Annotated in this window: 24 protein-coding genes; 16 read left to right on the top strand and 8 right to left on the bottom strand. The window is 39.4% G+C overall.

Annotation, left to right across the window (positions count from 1 at the left end; genetic code table 11):
• Positions 1-173 precede the first annotated feature (173 nt).
• The 8 genes from HMPREF3129_RS02375 to HMPREF3129_RS02405 all read right to left on the bottom strand — a co-directional run bounded on the left by HMPREF3129_RS02375 (position 174) and on the right by HMPREF3129_RS02405 (position 5,502).
• Positions 174-527 carry a phiTE_015 family protein gene (locus HMPREF3129_RS02375; protein ID WP_070486709.1) on the bottom strand — a complete coding sequence of 118 codons (354 nt, stop codon included), beginning with the start codon at positions 525-527 and terminating at the stop codon, positions 174-176.
• The gene (locus HMPREF3129_RS02380; protein ID WP_070486712.1) at positions 527-835 is read right to left on the bottom strand and encodes a phiTE_015 family protein; all 309 of its coding nucleotides are present in this window, start codon (positions 833-835) and stop codon (positions 527-529) included. The genes HMPREF3129_RS02375 and HMPREF3129_RS02380 overlap by 1 nt, the downstream gene beginning before the upstream one ends.
• Positions 835-1,329, bottom strand: coding sequence for an ASCH domain-containing protein (locus tag HMPREF3129_RS02385; protein ID WP_070486714.1), 495 nt, complete (start codon positions 1,327-1,329; stop codon positions 835-837). Before HMPREF3129_RS02385 ends, HMPREF3129_RS02380 begins: the two co-directional genes overlap by 1 nt.
• A gap of 55 nt (positions 1,330-1,384) precedes the next feature.
• The gene (locus HMPREF3129_RS02390) at positions 1,385-1,642 is read right to left on the bottom strand and encodes a helix-turn-helix transcriptional regulator (RefSeq protein ID WP_049203698.1); all 258 of its coding nucleotides are present in this window, start codon (positions 1,640-1,642) and stop codon (positions 1,385-1,387) included.
• A 44-nt stretch (positions 1,643-1,686) separates the two neighbouring features.
• A complete protein-coding gene (locus HMPREF3129_RS02395) occupies positions 1,687-2,727 on the bottom strand; it encodes a RecT family recombinase (protein WP_070486716.1) in 1,041 nt (346 codons plus the stop codon).
• Between the two features lie 45 nt (positions 2,728-2,772).
• Complete coding sequence (locus tag HMPREF3129_RS02400; RefSeq protein ID WP_070486718.1) at positions 2,773-4,497, bottom strand: PD-(D/E)XK nuclease-like domain-containing protein; 1,725 nt, start codon at positions 4,495-4,497, stop codon at positions 2,773-2,775.
• The gene (locus HMPREF3129_RS18620) at positions 4,484-4,645 is read right to left on the bottom strand and encodes a hypothetical protein (protein WP_175437863.1); all 162 of its coding nucleotides are present in this window, start codon (positions 4,643-4,645) and stop codon (positions 4,484-4,486) included. The genes HMPREF3129_RS02400 and HMPREF3129_RS18620 overlap by 14 nt, the downstream gene beginning before the upstream one ends.
• Before the next feature lie 248 nt (positions 4,646-4,893).
• Positions 4,894-5,502, bottom strand: a complete 609-nt coding sequence (locus HMPREF3129_RS02405; protein ID WP_004243373.1) for a hypothetical protein — start codon at positions 5,500-5,502, stop codon at positions 4,894-4,896.
• A gap of 134 nt (positions 5,503-5,636) precedes the next feature.
• On the opposite strand from HMPREF3129_RS02405, the gene HMPREF3129_RS02410 reads away from it, so the two are divergent.
• From HMPREF3129_RS02410 to HMPREF3129_RS02490, 16 genes are all read left to right on the top strand, one after another.
• Positions 5,637-5,858, top strand: a complete 222-nt coding sequence (locus HMPREF3129_RS02410; protein WP_223231915.1) for a hypothetical protein — start codon at positions 5,637-5,639, stop codon at positions 5,856-5,858.
• A 140-nt stretch (positions 5,859-5,998) separates the two neighbouring features.
• Positions 5,999-6,220: a hypothetical protein gene (locus HMPREF3129_RS02415; protein ID WP_004250866.1), complete on the top strand. Its 222-nt coding sequence runs from the start codon at positions 5,999-6,001 to the stop codon at positions 6,218-6,220.
• Position 6,221: 1 nt separating this feature from the next.
• Positions 6,222-7,157 carry a DnaT-like ssDNA-binding domain-containing protein gene (locus HMPREF3129_RS02420; protein WP_070486722.1) on the top strand — a complete coding sequence of 312 codons (936 nt, stop codon included), beginning with the start codon at positions 6,222-6,224 and terminating at the stop codon, positions 7,155-7,157.
• A complete protein-coding gene (locus HMPREF3129_RS02425) occupies positions 7,126-7,608 on the top strand; it encodes a replication protein P (RefSeq protein ID WP_070486724.1) in 483 nt (160 codons plus the stop codon). The genes HMPREF3129_RS02420 and HMPREF3129_RS02425 overlap by 32 nt, the downstream gene beginning before the upstream one ends.
• Before the next feature lie 221 nt (positions 7,609-7,829).
• Positions 7,830-8,243: a hypothetical protein gene (locus HMPREF3129_RS02430; RefSeq protein ID WP_070486726.1), complete on the top strand. Its 414-nt coding sequence runs from the start codon at positions 7,830-7,832 to the stop codon at positions 8,241-8,243.
• On the top strand, positions 8,240-8,635 hold the full coding sequence (locus HMPREF3129_RS02435) for a RusA family crossover junction endodeoxyribonuclease (RefSeq protein ID WP_049203709.1): 396 nt from the start codon (positions 8,240-8,242) through the stop codon (positions 8,633-8,635). Before HMPREF3129_RS02430 ends, HMPREF3129_RS02435 begins: the two co-directional genes overlap by 4 nt.
• A 126-nt stretch (positions 8,636-8,761) precedes the next feature.
• Complete coding sequence (locus HMPREF3129_RS18625; RefSeq protein WP_175437864.1) at positions 8,762-8,935, top strand: hypothetical protein; 174 nt, start codon at positions 8,762-8,764, stop codon at positions 8,933-8,935.
• A gap of 215 nt (positions 8,936-9,150) precedes the next feature.
• Positions 9,151-9,726, top strand: coding sequence for a hypothetical protein (locus HMPREF3129_RS02450; RefSeq protein ID WP_070486732.1), 576 nt, complete (start codon positions 9,151-9,153; stop codon positions 9,724-9,726).
• 59 nt (positions 9,727-9,785) lie between these two features.
• Positions 9,786-10,127 carry a hypothetical protein gene (locus HMPREF3129_RS02455; protein WP_070486734.1) on the top strand — a complete coding sequence of 114 codons (342 nt, stop codon included), beginning with the start codon at positions 9,786-9,788 and terminating at the stop codon, positions 10,125-10,127.
• Positions 10,128-10,156: 29 nt separating this feature from the next.
• Positions 10,157-10,762: a hypothetical protein gene (locus HMPREF3129_RS02460; protein ID WP_070486735.1), complete on the top strand. Its 606-nt coding sequence runs from the start codon at positions 10,157-10,159 to the stop codon at positions 10,760-10,762.
• A gap of 56 nt (positions 10,763-10,818) precedes the next feature.
• Positions 10,819-11,382, top strand: a complete 564-nt coding sequence (locus tag HMPREF3129_RS02465; protein WP_083297153.1) for a terminase small subunit — start codon at positions 10,819-10,821, stop codon at positions 11,380-11,382.
• The gene (locus tag HMPREF3129_RS02470) at positions 11,382-12,866 is read left to right on the top strand and encodes a terminase (RefSeq protein WP_070486737.1); all 1,485 of its coding nucleotides are present in this window, start codon (positions 11,382-11,384) and stop codon (positions 12,864-12,866) included. Before HMPREF3129_RS02465 ends, HMPREF3129_RS02470 begins: the two co-directional genes overlap by 1 nt.
• A gap of 185 nt (positions 12,867-13,051) precedes the next feature.
• Positions 13,052-13,264 (top strand): hypothetical protein, encoded by a 213-nt coding sequence (locus HMPREF3129_RS02475; RefSeq protein WP_004243356.1) that lies wholly within the window; start codon positions 13,052-13,054, stop codon positions 13,262-13,264.
• 9 nt (positions 13,265-13,273) lie between these two features.
• On the top strand, positions 13,274-14,938 hold the full coding sequence (locus tag HMPREF3129_RS02480; protein ID WP_070486738.1) for a portal protein: 1,665 nt from the start codon (positions 13,274-13,276) through the stop codon (positions 14,936-14,938).
• Positions 14,935-15,249, top strand: a complete 315-nt coding sequence (locus HMPREF3129_RS02485; RefSeq protein WP_004243354.1) for a Bbp19 family protein — start codon at positions 14,935-14,937, stop codon at positions 15,247-15,249. Before HMPREF3129_RS02480 ends, HMPREF3129_RS02485 begins: the two co-directional genes overlap by 4 nt.
• A 17-nt stretch (positions 15,250-15,266) precedes the next feature.
• The gene (locus tag HMPREF3129_RS02490; protein WP_070486740.1) at positions 15,267-15,944 is read left to right on the top strand and encodes a peptidase; all 678 of its coding nucleotides are present in this window, start codon (positions 15,267-15,269) and stop codon (positions 15,942-15,944) included.
• Positions 15,945-15,948: the final 4 nt, after the last annotated feature.

Genomic DNA, 15,948 nt, shown 5'->3' on the forward strand with positions numbered 1-15,948 from the left:
TTTAATTTGTCTCATCTGTATATTTCTCCACAAACAACTTCAACATTCCTCGCTGACATTAAATATTCAGCACGTATATTACATTCCGATTGCGTGTATATATCTTCCGTTAAAGGCACAGCAGAACCCTGTATTAGCATGAGCAATACATATCCGATTATTTGCATGGTTATTTACTTTTGAATTAAATCAGCACGAATATATAATGTGTCAGTTGGATGAATTCTATCTGCACACCAAGTTACATCATCACTACGTAAATTAACTGGAAATTCAGGTTTGTTTATCTCCTCTGGCTCGGGGTCAACCTGTAGCCATATTAATTCTGGTGCGGTAGGGCAATTAATACTTTCTGGTAAGTTATTAATTAAGCTCTCGTGTGATGCTTGCCAGCTAATCCACATCAAATCTACATGTTGGTCTGCGTAATTTAATCCGTTATTCGCTGTTTCGAATTTATTATTTATTTCTGCGTCGTCCATGTGAAACTTAATAAACTCTTCAAATTGCTGCCTTGATATATCCATCACTCCAAATCCTCTTTAATTAATTGCTTGCCTTTATCGGTTAATTCAAGCGTTCGACCAGTATCAATTCCGTAGCCTAAATCATCCAAAAACTCGCAAGCATTCTCGCCAGCCGACATAAATAAATGGTCATTATTTGCGTATTGCTGGAAAACTAGAATTAAATGCTTAATGGCTTCGTCACGTTCTTTTTCCAAGCTATCGCGTGATGCTTCCCACACCATCCACATGACAGGGATAATACCTTTCACCCAAGGGTAATCACCTTTACTTATAAACTCTTCAAACTGCTGTCTTGATTTATCCATCACTCCACCTTTTTAAATTCAACAACCCATACCCATTCGTTACTTACCCAGTTATCTTTTCCGTATATATCTATCCATGTTTGAGCGAACCATGAACGCGGTAAATCAGGGAAACCATACTCACGAGATACAGCGTCAATGGAGGCGTGATTTGGTGGCGCACCTTCTTTCATTGCGTCTTGCTGTGATATTTCCTGAACCTGTTGCAACCAAATATCAGTAATTTCAATTTTTCCTTTGATATTACCGTCCTTGTTTGCAATGTTGATAATGTCGCCAATCTCACCGTACGGGCAATCAACATCAACAAATCCATGCCGCCATGCTGCGCATACTTTCTCTGATAGTGTGTAACCATCTTGCCATGCGCTAAGATAGCGTAACCCATCTTCGGTTACTTTTGGTTGTGGCTCAATTGGTCTGCGTGACTGTGTTTTTCTGCCATCTATGACAGCCTTTAGCATTACATCGTTAAACTTGATTCTGTCTTTCATATTCATTCTTCCGTATTGCATCCTTACACTGAGTTCTTAGGTTAACGGGTAGGGGTTAGACGTTACTCACAAACTGCCCAGCTTCATTACGCTTACGTTCGGTGTAACACTTGGGTGTCTCTCTTGATTTAGCTTTCTTATCTATCCATTCATATACTTCATGAGCCTCCCATGCCACGCAACGCACCGACAAATACATACGCTTTGGAAAATCACCTTTCTTCTCTAAAGTGCGAATAGTTGAGCGAGAAAGTCCTGTTAGCTTTAAAACAGCAGGCATACGAATAGGGTTGGTAGGTAATTTAATATTCATATTTAAACTCCTTGCGGAGCTGTATCGCTCCGCTTTAAATAGGATCATTGGTATTCAGGGCGCATATCGTTAAGAGTGATAGAGAAAGATTCGTATAACTCATCACCAAGTTTTCTTTTGCTTGATTTAAGTAGCTTGTCTACTTTTTCAAATGCTTCTGTGGCTTCAGGTGAGCCAGATTCAGGAAGTGAGTTGATAGACGCTTCTAGGGCATTACGTGCATCAATGCGGTGGTATGCCTGTACTGCTTTATTTTTTAATTCAGTAAATAGGTTGATCCCCATTTCATTTTTTAAGTTCTCAATTTCTGCACGAATATTTTTAGCTTCTTCGACAGTTTGAACATCATCAATAGCTAATCTAAAGGTTTCAGCATCGAACTTAGGTATAAACTCGCCTTGAGTCTCTTTTACCGGTTCATCATTGATTGGTTGTTGCTGGTTGGTGATTTCATTAATGCTTACGCGTTCTTTCGGTGGGGTGATGTCTTTAATTGGTCGATCTTCAAGTTCTTCTGGCGTATACACACCAAGAATAACTTCAGGGCAATAAAGACGGGCCCAATATTTTACAGCGAGATACGCGATTTGTTGCTTAGGCATTGTTTTCCAAAGTGGTGAGTTTCTCGTTTGTACATCAGCAAGGTAAACAGGCTCACCCCATGTAATTTCTTCTTCACCTCTTAAAATTGCACCAACTTCAATAAATAAACCCGATTCATCACGTTTATCTTTCATGCCTACAATCTTTTCCCAGTCGCCACCGTATTTGTAATGGAACCGACCTACAACAGCATTTGAACTGGTAATAACTGCATTTACTAATTGGGCTTCATAACCAAGCACACCATTGATGACATGTGTTTTTTGACCGACAACGAAAGGATCCATTCCCCAGCGTGCAGACTGCATTGTGATAGCAAGACAATCAGACGGTTTACCTTGCAGATGTCTTGGCACCGTTGCTGTACCTGATGCCATTAGCTCAGCAAATTTGACAATGCGGTCTAATGATTCAGGATTAAAAAGTAATGATGTGTTATTCATTACTGATTGGTTTCTTTCGAGAGTTGCTACTTCTGACATAATATTTACTCCAAGCGTGCGCCTGATTGTTCAAGCGCAGTTTTATTAAGCGACTTCGTTTTGCAGTTCTTCTAACTTTCTCTGCTCAAAGTCAGTGATACCGATAGTGAGAGTAGTAGTGATAGGCGCTGGCCAATATCCTGTATCCATAGCTTCACGGATATCACGCAGTGTCTTTTTGTACTCAGCGCGACCCAGTTCAAGTAATTCAGGAGAGGCTTCAACGATAGCGACCCAGTGGTAATGCTCGTCTTTGTTAACGAATATCCAGAAGAACTGATCCAGCATTGCCACATCACAATACATAGCTGCACTGATGTGATAATCGCGATTAATGATTTCTTTGCGGATCATGGCTTCAATGGCATCTTGTTTAAATCGACCCAGTGCTACTGATTTGAGGTCAAAACCTAATCTGTTATTTTCTGTTTGAATTTCGATATCAGGACGAACACGAATTTCAAGACCGGTATCTTCATCAATGCCGTAGTAGCTCACTTCTGATACGCGGTTAGGGTGGTTTAATAAACTGGATGCTTCTTTGTGGTTCATAACAGCGTTACGCATGTTATTTGCCATTTCATAGTCAACGGTTTGAACATGAATTTTTGAATCGTCACTAAGCCATTGGCTAATGATTTCATCTTCAAATACAGCATCAGGGTTCACTTCTTTAATAACCTGCATGAGGTCATCTTTTTTGACGGGTTTTCTAATTGGCTCAGGCTTATGTGTTTCTGCCAAATATAATTCAGGGTTGATGTGGAAGTATATCTGATCAAGTAATGCGTCTGTATTACCTGAGGTTTTCAATGGTGTTGGCAAAGTATCGTTATAGGCTTTGATACAGGCTTTCATTGCTGCACCAGTAAATTTCCCATCTTCAGGGATGGTTTTAAATTCATCGGGCAACTGCATGTATATCTGACCTAGCTCTTCGGCTTTTCCGCTGGTGGAAAGTTGCGGTGTCAGAGTGGCATTATGTTCTTCAATAATTGCTTTTAACTCATCTTGTGAGAGCTTTTTAGGCAATTTATTGTTGTATTCGTCAATCCATGACTTCATTGTTTCCGTTGTTGTAAAGGCACCTTCTGGAATAATTGGTTTAACACTGAATTCAGCATCAAACTTTTCAGGTTCCATTGTTAATGTGTGAAATGCACTACCTAAGTCGAAACAACGCTTATTTTCACGCTCAATAACTTTTGTTACATGGCGTAACTCGTAATACATCAAACTAATACGAGCATCTTTTAGCATCGAACTACTGATGCCGTTTGAACTGTGATACACCTCGTTAGGAATATCTGGATAACGACCCGGTTCAAAATAAGCAGGTTGATCATTTTCTTCCTTTGGAATATCTTCCGTCTCCTTGTGTTGACCGTTTTGGTTATCTTTGTTGGCGTGAAAAATCACCTCTTCCTGAGGTGCTTCTTTTTTTTCTACCTCAATTGAGGCGGTTTTTGGGTTTATTAATGAGTTAAAGTGATTAACTCTATGACGAACGCTACGCATATCAGGGTTATCAATAAATGACATAATAGCGTTAATGATTTGCTCTTCACTTAATTCACTGCTGATATTAGGAACCAATGAAAGTGCAAGTAGCGTGATATTAATAAAGTGGTCATATTGCTTAAACTCTTCTTTTTCAATATCACCGTTGATATGAGCTGTTAGCATATCTACTTGTTCGCTATCAGTAATATCTTGGCTAAGTAAAAGAGCTTTTGCAATCAACACATTTAAGTGCTTAGTGTCTGACATTTTGTTTACCTACTAATTTTTCTGTTTGTAATGCGAGCTTTCTTACATAAACCCACTCAATACCGGCTTTAAAATTGTCAAATGACTGTGACTCATTTAAGCCAGATAAGGTAAATACATGCTTACCGTCTTTGATATAAAAGATCATGACTAATCACCAAATTGGTTATGTCTGAGCGCATTAAAAAATCAGTCTCTTTTATCCATATTGTTAAAGAGCAAATTAACCGTATTGGTTAACTTATGCTTTTAATCATAACCATAAATTAACCATTGTCAACCGTAAAAAATAAATAAATCACCAATATGGTTATGTTTGTTTTTATCACTATGAAATTTAATGATTTATTAAGAGTAAAAAGAAGCCAGTATATGACTTCTTTTTAATGGAGAGGGTTAGTCGTGGGAAATAGGCTGGTTTTTATTAATGATAAATTCAATGAAATTTTCAATAGCAGCTTGTTCGCTGGCGGGAAGTTTTGAATAGGCTCTTCTATCATAGTTAATAGTGCCTTTATCATTTTTAGGGATCAGTAGTTCATAGGCTTGGCGGCCCATTGCTTTTGCAATAGCATCAATGCTTTCAGCGGTGGCGCTGGCTTCACAATTGATAATGCGGTTAACTGTTGATTGTGCAAGCCCTGAATCGACAGAAAGCTTAACTCTTGATTTTATTCCATCATTTAACATGAATGTTGTGATGTTATCTGAGAGTATCTTGCCAATTTCAGTCGGAATATATTCTTCTTTTTCTGACTCCGCATGACCTTCTTTTAAGTGGTCTACATCCATCCAATATTTGCTAATTCTAGTCACATATTCAATTTTGCGTGACATTGGATCGGTGAGTTCACGATGACTTTTTAAATCTTTTGGTGATAGGTAACGAGAGATCATACTTGGTGCTACACCTAACGCATCAGCCAGTAATTTTTGTTTGCCGTTATAGTAGCGTTCAATAATATAAATCAGGTTATCTTTTCTAATTTCAGCAATGCTTTTCATTTATCCAAGTCCTTTGGTGCCTATTCTTTATACAAATTTGATTAAGTTATGGTGTATTAAACAAACAAATAACCCTTTTGGTAAAGTACCTAAACGGTTACTATTATTTATTGGTTAATCAAATTGGTGAAGTTATGGAAGTTTTCGACTTTAAAAAATTTTGGAATAGCTTAACGATTAAGCAAAGAGAAGCATTTTCTCAAAGAACGGGGTATAGCCAATTGTATCTATCACATCAGCTACGCTATGCAAAACGCAAACCATCACTAAGTAAACTCAATAAGTTATATGATATTTGTATTGAATTCGGTGCAGATACAACCAGAGAGCAATTAATCAATTTCTTTATTCGATAACAATTCAAAGTCTGTTTATAGATAAGGATCACTTCGGTGGTCCTTAATTTTTATTGATAACCAATAAGTCTTTTTAGGTTGATCTATTTTAAAATAATGGATAATCTTATTGCTAACTAATCATAGAAAAAGAGGTGATGATGAAAATTGTGACTAGAAAGCAAGCCATTGAAAATGGTCTAAGTCGTTTCTATACGGGAAAATTATGTAGACATGGTCATGATTCTGAGCGTTTTACCAGTAATGGTGTTTGTGTTGAATGTTCCGCAATTAATTCATCCAACTACAGAAAAGAAGTCAGCCGATTATTAAAGATGGCTCGTAATAGAAATATTGCTTATGAAGACAATATCAGGGGGTGATATGGCCCGTATCAGGACTATTAAGCCAACATTTTGGACTGATGAGGATATGGCTGAAATATCTGAGTCAGCGTGTTTATTGGCGATAGGGCTATTAAATTACGCTGACGATGAAGGCTATTTCAATGCTAATCCGAAGCTAATAAAAGCGGCTGTTTTTCCAATACGTGAAACCTCCCGTAGTATTCCGGTACTACTACAGGAGCTTTCCAACTGTGGCTATATCAGCTTATTTTCTGCCCAAAATGGGAAGCACTTTGGATTAATAAATAATTTCACAAAACATCAAGTCGTAAACAAGAAAACACCAAGTAAAATCAAAGAGATGAACCTACTACCGTATGACTACGGTAGTGATACGGTAGGACTCCCTTTAGGAAAGGAAGGGAAAGGAAGTATTAAAACAACTCTCTGTAACGCGCGCGAAGGAAATTTGCCTGATGTGGATAATGGCATTTTAAATGACAGAGTTCCTGCTGGTGGTTTTAGCGTTGACGGTAAATTTGTGATGTTTGATGAATGGGAACCTGATAGCGATTTTTTACGTAAATCTGCTTTTTGGGGACATGCGCTAACAGAGCCAGTTAAACCAACTGAACTTGCCGAGTTTATTACGTACTGGAAATCCGAGGGGAAAGCTAAACATCACGAACAATGGGAAATGGCATTGGCAAAAAGTATTAAATTCCAACGTGCTAAAGCGAATAACAGCAATACTGGAGTAAATAATAATGGCAAATCAGAATTTAAATTCGATCCAAACAGTGGCAAATCAAGAGCCGTACAACTCGTGGAACATAAGATCAGAGAAAAGCATGGGCAAGAGTATCTCGACTCTTTGGCTACAAATGACGGAGTTCTATGGGGAGAAATGGACAAACAAAAACGGGACGGAACCCTCATTGATGTGGAAACGAGCACTCAGCGGATTGAATAGCGATCAATTCGATTTGATATTTAAATTCTGTATTGAGCGTTGTAGCAATGGTAATCCGTGGCCACCAGAGTTATCTGATGTTATTTCAATGCTTTCTGACAAGTTGGTAGACGCTAATGCTTTTGGAATTCCATTTGATGAAATGCTGAGAGATTTCAATAAATACCTAGCAAGACGATGCAATTACCATAGTGCTGAGATGTACCCCTTTAGGCATCCGGTGCAGTATTGGATCTTCACTGACCTTAGGCAAAAGGTATATGACCTTAGGCTGACAGAAGCGGAGGTTGAGAAGCGTTTAAATAAAATGATCCGTATGTGGTCTGAGCGAGTACAACGAGGAGAGGTAATACCTGAACCCACGTTAAGACTTGAAGATAAAACCAGACCGAGACCTGCATGGATGGATTTATTAGAAAATGCTGATAAACGTAAACATAAATCGGCATAAGGTTTATTGGATATCAAAATCCTTAGCGTAATAAACACTGGTGAGTTTTATTTGTTGTAGGTATGGATTGGGTATCTGAGTAGTGAAAACAGCGTATAGACGATTTGAGAGCGTTTTAAGTAGGTATGAGTTTAATTAAAAACTCTGTTTTTTTATACTTGAAAACATAACCAAATTGGATGTGTTAACCATAATGATTAATCTATTAAGGGTTATCGTATATGAAATTTATGCAGGATTTAGTTGTTGATATTTTACGTGACAATAAAAAACCATTGTCAGTTAACGAGATAACGGCAATTGCTTCTGATCTCAAGGGAAAGAAGAACCGCTCAACAACCAATTATGCACTGATTAAATTGATTGAAAGCTCTGTTGTAGAACGCAAAGCGGTAGTTGGCATTGGGTATGTCTACAAACTAACGCCTGATTACATGGAGCGCCTACGTGAATTAGATATCAAAAAAGAAGCATCTCTAATGACCAAGAAGCCAGCAAAACCTACGGATAAGCATGTTATCTGTCAGAAAGGCTCACTAACCTACGTCAGAAAGAGCATACCGCCGTTACAGCATGGAAAGATTGCTGATATTCATAACCGTATGAACGCAATGCTTGTGGCGGTACGTGCATGAAACAGCAAATTTATTATATCAACCCTGTACCAAAGCCACGTATGACACAGCGTGACGCATGGAAGAAAAGACCTGTTGTCGTTAAGTACCACGCTTTTTGTGACGAGATGAGAGCTAACCGTTTTACGTTACCTGAAAGCGGTGCTCACTTAACGTTTGTTATCCCTATGCCTAAATCATGGAGCAAGAAGAAACGCATTGAGATGAATGGTAAACCCCACCAGCAACGTCCTGATGTCGATAACCTGATTAAAGCCGTTATGGACGCCATCTTTGATGAAGATTGCAGGGTGTGGAATATCAGTGCGTCAAAGCTTTGGGGTGAACAGGGAAAGATAGGGGTAACATTACCTGAAAATACAGAAAATCATGAACTTATTACCATTCGTTAAGTTCGTGACTGAGTTAATTAATCGTTGAATGAGTTTGGGAAGAAATTATGAGCCAAGAAATTGATGCTATTAGGCTTATTCAATAAATCAAACAATCGTGACATGTCACGCAAGAGGATTTTTAAGATGGATGACGGGGCGGTTTACAAAATTACTGGCACATGGAACGGAAAACCATTTGAAAAGCTAATGCAAGCTGAATGTGAATTAGATGCAGAGGCAACGGTAATCTTCTGGGCTAATTTATGTGGCGCTCATGCAGACAATTTGAGCGTCGAATACCACAGCGCTATTAATTGAGGGTTGAGTGATGAAAGGAACAGAAATTAAAAAATTGATGTGGATTTATTCTGATGAAAGGATGAGACGTAAGCGAAGATATGTGAAAGCTGGAAAACAAGCGGACGATTGGAATCGTAAGTTATATAAGCCATATCGTAGTGAGCGAGTTATGAACCGATTGTTACGATTAAATTCATTGAAACTTGTGAGTTTTTTTAATTGAGGTCGAAATAATGGTATGTGCTGATTGTGGTGGAGAAGTTGTTTGGATTGGGCCTATAACAAATTTATCTCATACGGAATGTAAGCAGTGTGGTGCAATAAATAATTATCTTAACGAACAGGGTGAGGATGATTTGCAAAGCAATGAAATTGCAATGATGAAAATTAAGACCTCAAAACTTACAGGTAGAGCGCTTAACTATGCAGTAGCGTTAGCAGTTGGTGGATATGAATTAATTCCAGTACCTCCTGATATTGATGGAAAAAATGAGGGGATGGTATTAGCTCCAGTTGGATATTTAGAGAGCGGTTATACATTTCCACCTAAAGGCGGGCTACGAATTGATTTTTTCGTTAAGCAATATTCAAGTGATTGGCGTGAATGTGGCAAGCTTATAAATAACTACTGGATTGATTTAATGTTTGAGGAAGTTGACGGGGTTAATTATTGCTATGCATCACCGCCACATTTAATGGGTGATTATGCCACTGCTAATACTGCTCAAGAAGCTATTTGCAGAGCCGTTGTTATGCTTGGGATAGGTAACGAAGTTGAGATACCTGAGGAGTTGATAAATGCTAACTAAGTACATTTTATTCGCTGTATTCTGGTGTGTCGTTGTTACTGTGATTGGAGTGTCACTTAATGGCTAAATCACCCGCTGAACGTAAGGCATTACAACGTAGACGCCAAAAGGAACTTGGCGTAACAAAGATTGAATTGCTGGTGGATAATCAAGAGCTGGAGATGTTACAGCGTAATTGTGTTCTGCGTATGCCTGGTCGTGAACCGTATGATGTTGTTGAATACTTGCAGATGCTTATTCGTAAAGATGATGCGGAGTATAAGAGACAAGCTGATGAGCTATCTAAGCGTAAGTGTGAGCGTTGTGGTGAGCAATTACCCGTTCATCAATGCTGTTTATCTGGTGATGCTAAGTGTTGGGTAACAAAGGGCTGGCATGAAATGATGTTGAAGGTAGAATAAATGGAAAAATATAGCATAGGGAAATACTTATGAGTTGGAGTGAAGTTATTTCTATCGTTGGTAGTTTAGGTTCGGCTGGGGCTATTGTTGCCAGCATTCTTGTATATAAAAAACAAAGGGAAAATGAAAATAATGCTTATAAAAAGCAAAAAGAAAGAGAAATAAGAGCTTTAAAGTTGATATTAAAAAAAGAATGCGAATTAAATTATTCTTCTTTAGAAAAACTAAAAGAAATAATATTAAATTTACATAGCGAAAAAGTGGAATTAACCTTAAGAAAAGGTAACTTTGGATACAATTATACTTTTGATTTTGGCAGAGTCAAAATGAGCGGTCGCATTCCTATTTTTTATATTAATGTTATGACCTCAAGTTTATTGACTGCTGCTAGACTAGATGATGAGTTCTTTTCAAAGATTGAGGTGGCGTTAGATGTAGTATCAGAGCTAAATCATATTACGAATAACATCATAGATTACACTTTAAATAAAGATGAAAAGACAAAAATAGTATTAAGAAAATTAGCTAGTTATACAAGTAATAGAATGGAGTTTTTTTATAATAATTTAAACGAATTATACATTTATTGTTCTGGTGATAGTTTGACAACACAAACAAAAGTGCTATTTAAATAATATGAGATTTGAAGTTTAATTTTTCGATAGCCATAATAACCAAAGAGGTGATGATTATGACTATCAAAAGACCAAGAAAGAAACCTGCACGACAGCCAATGCCTATCAACGACAAGATGGAACGTTTCTGTCAGGAATATATCAAATCCCCCGATAATCAAACTGATGCTGCAATCTCTGCTGGATATGCTTCTGGCAGTGCTTGCAAACGCGCATCACAGCTAATGGCTGATCCCCGCATTCAAGAGCGTATCGCACAACTTATGCAACAGCGCAATAAGCGTACCAAGATGAGTGCTGACAATGTACTCAAGCGCTTGGTTGATATGCTTGATGCGGATATTGCCGATATTCTCAATGAGAAAGGCGATATTAAACCAATATCTGAATGGTCACCTATTTGGCGTAAAAGTGTTGCTGCATTCGATATCATTGATATTGACGGTGATACACGTATTAAAAAAGTAAAGTTACTGGATAAAATTAAGGTACTTGAGCTGATTGGTAAGCATGTTGATATCAATGCCTTTAGAGACAGGGTACAGGTCGATGTAAATGTATCATTGGCTGATAAGTTGGCATCTGCTCGTAAACGTGCTCAGCAAGGGAGCATTGAGTAATGTCAGAAGCTTTACAGAAGTCACCAGAAGAACAACTCATTGAAGATATCGCATCATTTACGCATGATCCATTAGGTTATGCGTATTACGCATTTCCGTGGGGTGAAGCTGGTGGAGAGCTTGAAGAATACAATGGTCCTCGTCAGTGGCAAGCCGAAGCATTAAAGGAAATCGGTGAACATCTACGCAATCCAAAGACTCGCCACCAGCCATTATTACTTGCTCGTGCTTCTGGTCACGGTATCGGTAAATCTGCATTTATTTCAATGATCATCAAGTGGGGTATGGATACCTGCGAAGATTGTAAGGTAGTTGTCACTGCCAACACCGAAAATCAGCTACGTACTAAAACGTGGCCAGAAATAGCGAAGTGGCAACGCCTATCACTAACTAATAATTGGTTTACTTGCACTAAGACAGCTATCTACTCAAACGATCCTAATCATGCTAATGCTTGGTGTGCTGATGCGGTACCGTGGTCAGAGAACAATACAGAGGCATTTGCAGGGCTTCACAACAAAGGCAAGCGTATTATCCTCGTGTTTGATGAAGCGTCTAACATTGCCGATCTGGTATGGGAAGTGGCAGAAGGGGCATTAACGGATGAAGGTACCGAAATCATTTGGATAGCATTTGGTAACCCGACCCGTAACACAGGGCGTTTTCGTGAGTGCTTTCGTAAGTTTAAACATCGTTGGAACACCAAGCAGATTGATAGCCGTACCGTTGAAGGTAGCAACAAAGAGCAGATTAAAAAATGGGAAGAGGACTACGGCGAAGATAGCGACTTCTTTAAAGTCCGTGTTCGTGGTGAGTTCCCGTCAGCATCAGAACTACAGTTTATCCCAACAGGTTTAACGGATGAAGCCATGAAACGCATTGTCACACAAGCTGAAGTTGCTCATGCTCCTGTAATCATTGGTGTTGACCCTGCCTATTCTGGTGTTGATGATGCGGTGATTTATCTACGCCAAGGTTTATTTAGTAAGTGCTTGTGGACGGGCTTTAAAACAACTGACGATGTTGTTATGGCAAAGCGTATTGCTGACTTTGAAGATCAATACAAGGCTGATGCTGTTCATATCGACTTTGGATATGGTACCGGCATTCACTCTATTGGAACAAGTTGGGGGCGCGTGTGGCGTTTAGTTAAGTTTGGTGGTGCATCAACAGATCCACAAATGCTGAACAAACGCGGTGAAATGTATAACAGCGTTAAGACATGGTTAAAAATTGGTGGGGCTATTGATGATCAGGAAACCGCAGATGATTTGTCATGTGGTGAATACAAGGTTCGTGTTATCGATAGCAAGATTGTACTAGAAGATAAAACAGAAATTAAAAAGCGTCTTGGTCGTTCACCGGGTAAAGGTGATGCGCTCGCGCTGACGTTCGCCTATCCAGTCACCAAAATAGATAGAAATTATTCTTCACCTCATTCTGGCGTTAATGTCAGCAATTCAGATTACGATCCATTCGCATAAAAAAAAAGCCCTCTGGAGTAGAGGGCAAACAGTCCTAAGGTAAAGCACGCTGTCGTGGTAACAATACCGAGAAAAATGCAGTGGCATTGCATAACCAAAATGGTAGTTATAATTTTCAATATTGTCAAATAACATGTATTATTAATTTAATATGCAATATTGGTTAATTATAAAGGTGTGTCGATATGTGTAATCCATTTGGCAATACTCCAAAAATTACAACTCCTCCTGCTGTTCAGGCAGCACCTCAAGAACAAGATGCGGCAGTAACGGGTAGTCGTGATGATGAAATGCGTCGTCGCCGTGCAGCCGCAGGTCGTAAGTCTACGTTACTAACAGGTGCGCAAGGTGCGACAAGTTCAGCATCCACCAGCGGTAAAACCTTACTTGGTCAATAAGGGGTGACTATGTCAACGCCATTGAAAGAACAGCTACTGCAACAACTTAATCAGTTGGAAACAGAGCGTAGCTCATTTGAACCGCATTGGCGTGAATTGTCAGATTTCACTCGTCCTCGTAGTACGCGCTTTACTGCATCTGAGGTTAATCGAGGTGATCGCCGTAATAGTAAGATTATTGACCCTACGGCATCTTTAGCTTCATCGGTGCTTTCCAGTGGCATGATGTCAGGCATTACAAGTCCTGCTCGTCCTTGGTTTCGTTTAGCAACACCTGATCCTGATTTAATGGATTATGGCCCTGTAAAACTTTGGCTAGAAACCACAGAGCAGCGTATGAACGAAGTGTTCAATCGTTCTAATCTCTATCAGTCATTACCGTTGATGTATGGTGATTTAGGTACTTTCGGCACTGCTGCAATGGCCGTTGTTGAAGATAGTCAGCGTATTATTCGTACCGTGCATTTTCCTCTTGGTAGTTACTACATTGCGAATAGCCCAAGCCTGAGTGTTGATGTTTGCTATCGCAAATTTACGATGACCGTTCGCCAGTTGGTAATGGAGTTCGGGATTGATAGCGTTAGCGACACTGTTAAATCAATGTGGAATTCAAGACAGTACAGCCAATGGGTTGAAGTGGTTCATGCCGTATATCCAAACCTTGAACGACAAACAGGAAAGTTAGAGGCGAAGCACAAGCCTTTTAAATCCGTTTATCTTGAAGTGGCGGGTGATCACGAGAAAGTGTTACGTGAGTCTGGCTATGATGAATTTCCTATTATGGCGCCACGTTGGGAAGTCAATGGTGAAGATGTTTACGGTTCATCTTGCCCTGGTATGTTGGCGTTAGGTGGTACTAAAGCGCTTCAATTAATGCAAAAGCGTAAAGCGCAGATGATTGATAAGCTGACCAATCCACCTTTACAAGTGCCAGCCTCATTAAAAAACCAACGGGTAAATACCATACCCGGAGGCATTAACTATCTTGATGAGGCAAATCCTACTAATAAAATTCAAACGATTTTTGATGTTCAACCCGTAGCATTGAAAGCACTACTTGAAGATGTTCAAGATACCCGTCAACTGATTGATACCGCTTACTTTGTTGATTTGTTCCGCATGATGCAAATGGTGAATACGCGCTCTATGCCGATCGAAGCCGTTGTTGAAATGCGTGAAGAGAAGCTATTGCAATTAGGGCCTGTTCTGCAACGCCTTGATTCTGAGTTACTCGACAAACTGATTAATCGCACTTTCTCAATCTTAGTAAATAAAAACTTACTTCCCATTGCACCTGATGAAATGCAGGGAATGGATCTAAAGGTTGAGTACATTTCTGTAATGGCTCAGGCACAGAAAGCGATTGGCGTTGGTAGTATCGAACGCTTTGCTGGCTTTGTTGGCAATCTGGCAAAAGTTAAGCCTGAAGCCCTTGATAAGCTTAATGCTGATGATGCCATTGATAATTATGCGTCTGCTATTGGTGTCTCTCCAACTATCGTTGCAACCAATGAGCAAGTACAAGCCATACGTCAACAACGACAAGCACAGCAACAACAAATGGCTCAGATGCAAATGGCGCAGTCCGCTATTGATGGTGCTAAAACCCTCAGTGATACCAATCTTGATAATGATAGTGCCTTGTCCGCTATGGCTGGTGGAGGTGCTCAATGACACATCCATTCGATGCGTATGAAGACGAGAGAATTGCTCGCACTGAATACGATATTCAACAAAAAAATAGGCAAGAGAAAGAGGAACAACAGCTAAAAGAGGTTATGTCCACAGAAGCTGGGCGTGCTGTTATTTGGCGTTTGATTTCTGACTCTGGCGTATTTCGTAGCTCTTTTTCTAATGATCCCTATGCAATGGCATTTAGAGAGGGAGAACGTAACTATGGGTTAAAAGTTTTCAATCAATTACACCAAGTTTGCCCTGAGCTTTATGCGCAAATGGCAAATGAAGCAACTACACCAAGCGTTTAACAACGGGAGAAACAGTCATGAACTTATGGCAGAAATTAATTATGCGTCGTTTGTATAACGAGCAACACAGTGAGGGAGGTGAAGGCGGTGGCGGTACAGCAACGGAACCTACTCAAGAAACATCAGCAACAGATAAAAATGAGCCACCAGCAAACAGTGATGATCCTACTAAAAGCACTGAAAAAAAGAATGGTGAAGAGCAGGGCAAGCCGACTGATAAGAAAAATGATGCCAATAAATCAGATGTAGGTGCGCCTGAAAAGTATGAATTTAAAGCACCAGAAGAAGGGCAAGAGCTTGATAAAGGTGCATTAGAAGTCTTTGAGCCTATTGCTCGTGAGCTGAATTTAAACAACGAACAAGCGCAAAAACTGGTTGATGTTTATGGCTCTAAAATCATGCCTGCTATTCAGAAACAAATCAATGATGGTTGGCAAAAGCAGACTGAGCAATGGGCTGAAACTGTTAAAGCAGATGAAGAATTAGGATCAAATGAGTCTATTGGTGCAGCACAAAAGGCATTAGATACCTATGGTTCTGATGATTTGAAATTGTATTTAACAGAAACAGGGTTAGGTAATCACCCAGAGATTATTCGGGCTTTTGCCAAGATAGGCAAAGCAATGTCAGAGGACGGTCTTGTCACTGGCAACAGTAACGGCAGTAAAAGTGCTGCTGATGTTTTATTTGGATAACAAA

The sequence above is a fragment of the Proteus sp. HMSC14B05 genome (assembly GCF_001808035.1).
Classification (GTDB): Bacteria; Pseudomonadota; Gammaproteobacteria; order Enterobacterales; family Enterobacteriaceae; genus Proteus; species Proteus mirabilis.

Coding starts and splice junctions, on each gene's coding strand:
- HMPREF3129_RS02475 (WP_004243356.1), top strand. CDS start 13,052: ATGTGTAATCCATTTGGCAATACTCCAAAAATTACAACTCCTCCTGCT.
- HMPREF3129_RS02455 (WP_070486734.1), top strand. CDS start 9,786: ATGGCTAAATCACCCGCTGAACGTAAGGCATTACAACGTAGACGCCAA.
- HMPREF3129_RS18620 (WP_175437863.1), bottom strand. CDS start 4,645: ATGATCTTTTATATCAAAGACGGTAAGCATGTATTTACCTTATCTGGC.
- HMPREF3129_RS02385 (WP_070486714.1), bottom strand. CDS start 1,329: ATGAAAGACAGAATCAAGTTTAACGATGTAATGCTAAAGGCTGTCATA.
- HMPREF3129_RS02480 (WP_070486738.1), top strand. CDS start 13,274: ATGTCAACGCCATTGAAAGAACAGCTACTGCAACAACTTAATCAGTTG.
- HMPREF3129_RS02405 (WP_004243373.1), bottom strand. CDS start 5,502: ATGAAAAGCATTGCTGAAATTAGAAAAGATAACCTGATTTATATTATT.
- HMPREF3129_RS02390 (WP_049203698.1), bottom strand. CDS start 1,642: ATGAATATTAAATTACCTACCAACCCTATTCGTATGCCTGCTGTTTTA.
- HMPREF3129_RS02470 (WP_070486737.1), top strand. CDS start 11,382: ATGTCAGAAGCTTTACAGAAGTCACCAGAAGAACAACTCATTGAAGAT.
- HMPREF3129_RS02430 (WP_070486726.1), top strand. CDS start 7,830: ATGAAATTTATGCAGGATTTAGTTGTTGATATTTTACGTGACAATAAA.
- HMPREF3129_RS02490 (WP_070486740.1), top strand. CDS start 15,267: ATGAACTTATGGCAGAAATTAATTATGCGTCGTTTGTATAACGAGCAA.
- HMPREF3129_RS18625 (WP_175437864.1), top strand. CDS start 8,762: ATGGATGACGGGGCGGTTTACAAAATTACTGGCACATGGAACGGAAAA.
- HMPREF3129_RS02450 (WP_070486732.1), top strand. CDS start 9,151: ATGGTATGTGCTGATTGTGGTGGAGAAGTTGTTTGGATTGGGCCTATA.
- HMPREF3129_RS02400 (WP_070486718.1), bottom strand. CDS start 4,497: ATGTCAGACACTAAGCACTTAAATGTGTTGATTGCAAAAGCTCTTTTA.
- HMPREF3129_RS02375 (WP_070486709.1), bottom strand. CDS start 527: ATGGATATATCAAGGCAGCAATTTGAAGAGTTTATTAAGTTTCACATG.
- HMPREF3129_RS02410 (WP_223231915.1), top strand. CDS start 5,637: ATGGAAGTTTTCGACTTTAAAAAATTTTGGAATAGCTTAACGATTAAG.
- HMPREF3129_RS02460 (WP_070486735.1), top strand. CDS start 10,157: ATGAGTTGGAGTGAAGTTATTTCTATCGTTGGTAGTTTAGGTTCGGCT.
- HMPREF3129_RS02425 (WP_070486724.1), top strand. CDS start 7,126: ATGTGGAAACGAGCACTCAGCGGATTGAATAGCGATCAATTCGATTTG.
- HMPREF3129_RS02485 (WP_004243354.1), top strand. CDS start 14,935: ATGACACATCCATTCGATGCGTATGAAGACGAGAGAATTGCTCGCACT.
- HMPREF3129_RS02380 (WP_070486712.1), bottom strand. CDS start 835: ATGGATAAATCAAGACAGCAGTTTGAAGAGTTTATAAGTAAAGGTGAT.
- HMPREF3129_RS02465 (WP_083297153.1), top strand. CDS start 10,819: ATGACTATCAAAAGACCAAGAAAGAAACCTGCACGACAGCCAATGCCT.
- HMPREF3129_RS02395 (WP_070486716.1), bottom strand. CDS start 2,727: ATGTCAGAAGTAGCAACTCTCGAAAGAAACCAATCAGTAATGAATAAC.
- HMPREF3129_RS02415 (WP_004250866.1), top strand. CDS start 5,999: ATGAAAATTGTGACTAGAAAGCAAGCCATTGAAAATGGTCTAAGTCGT.
- HMPREF3129_RS02435 (WP_049203709.1), top strand. CDS start 8,240: ATGAAACAGCAAATTTATTATATCAACCCTGTACCAAAGCCACGTATG.
- HMPREF3129_RS02420 (WP_070486722.1), top strand. CDS start 6,222: ATGGCCCGTATCAGGACTATTAAGCCAACATTTTGGACTGATGAGGAT.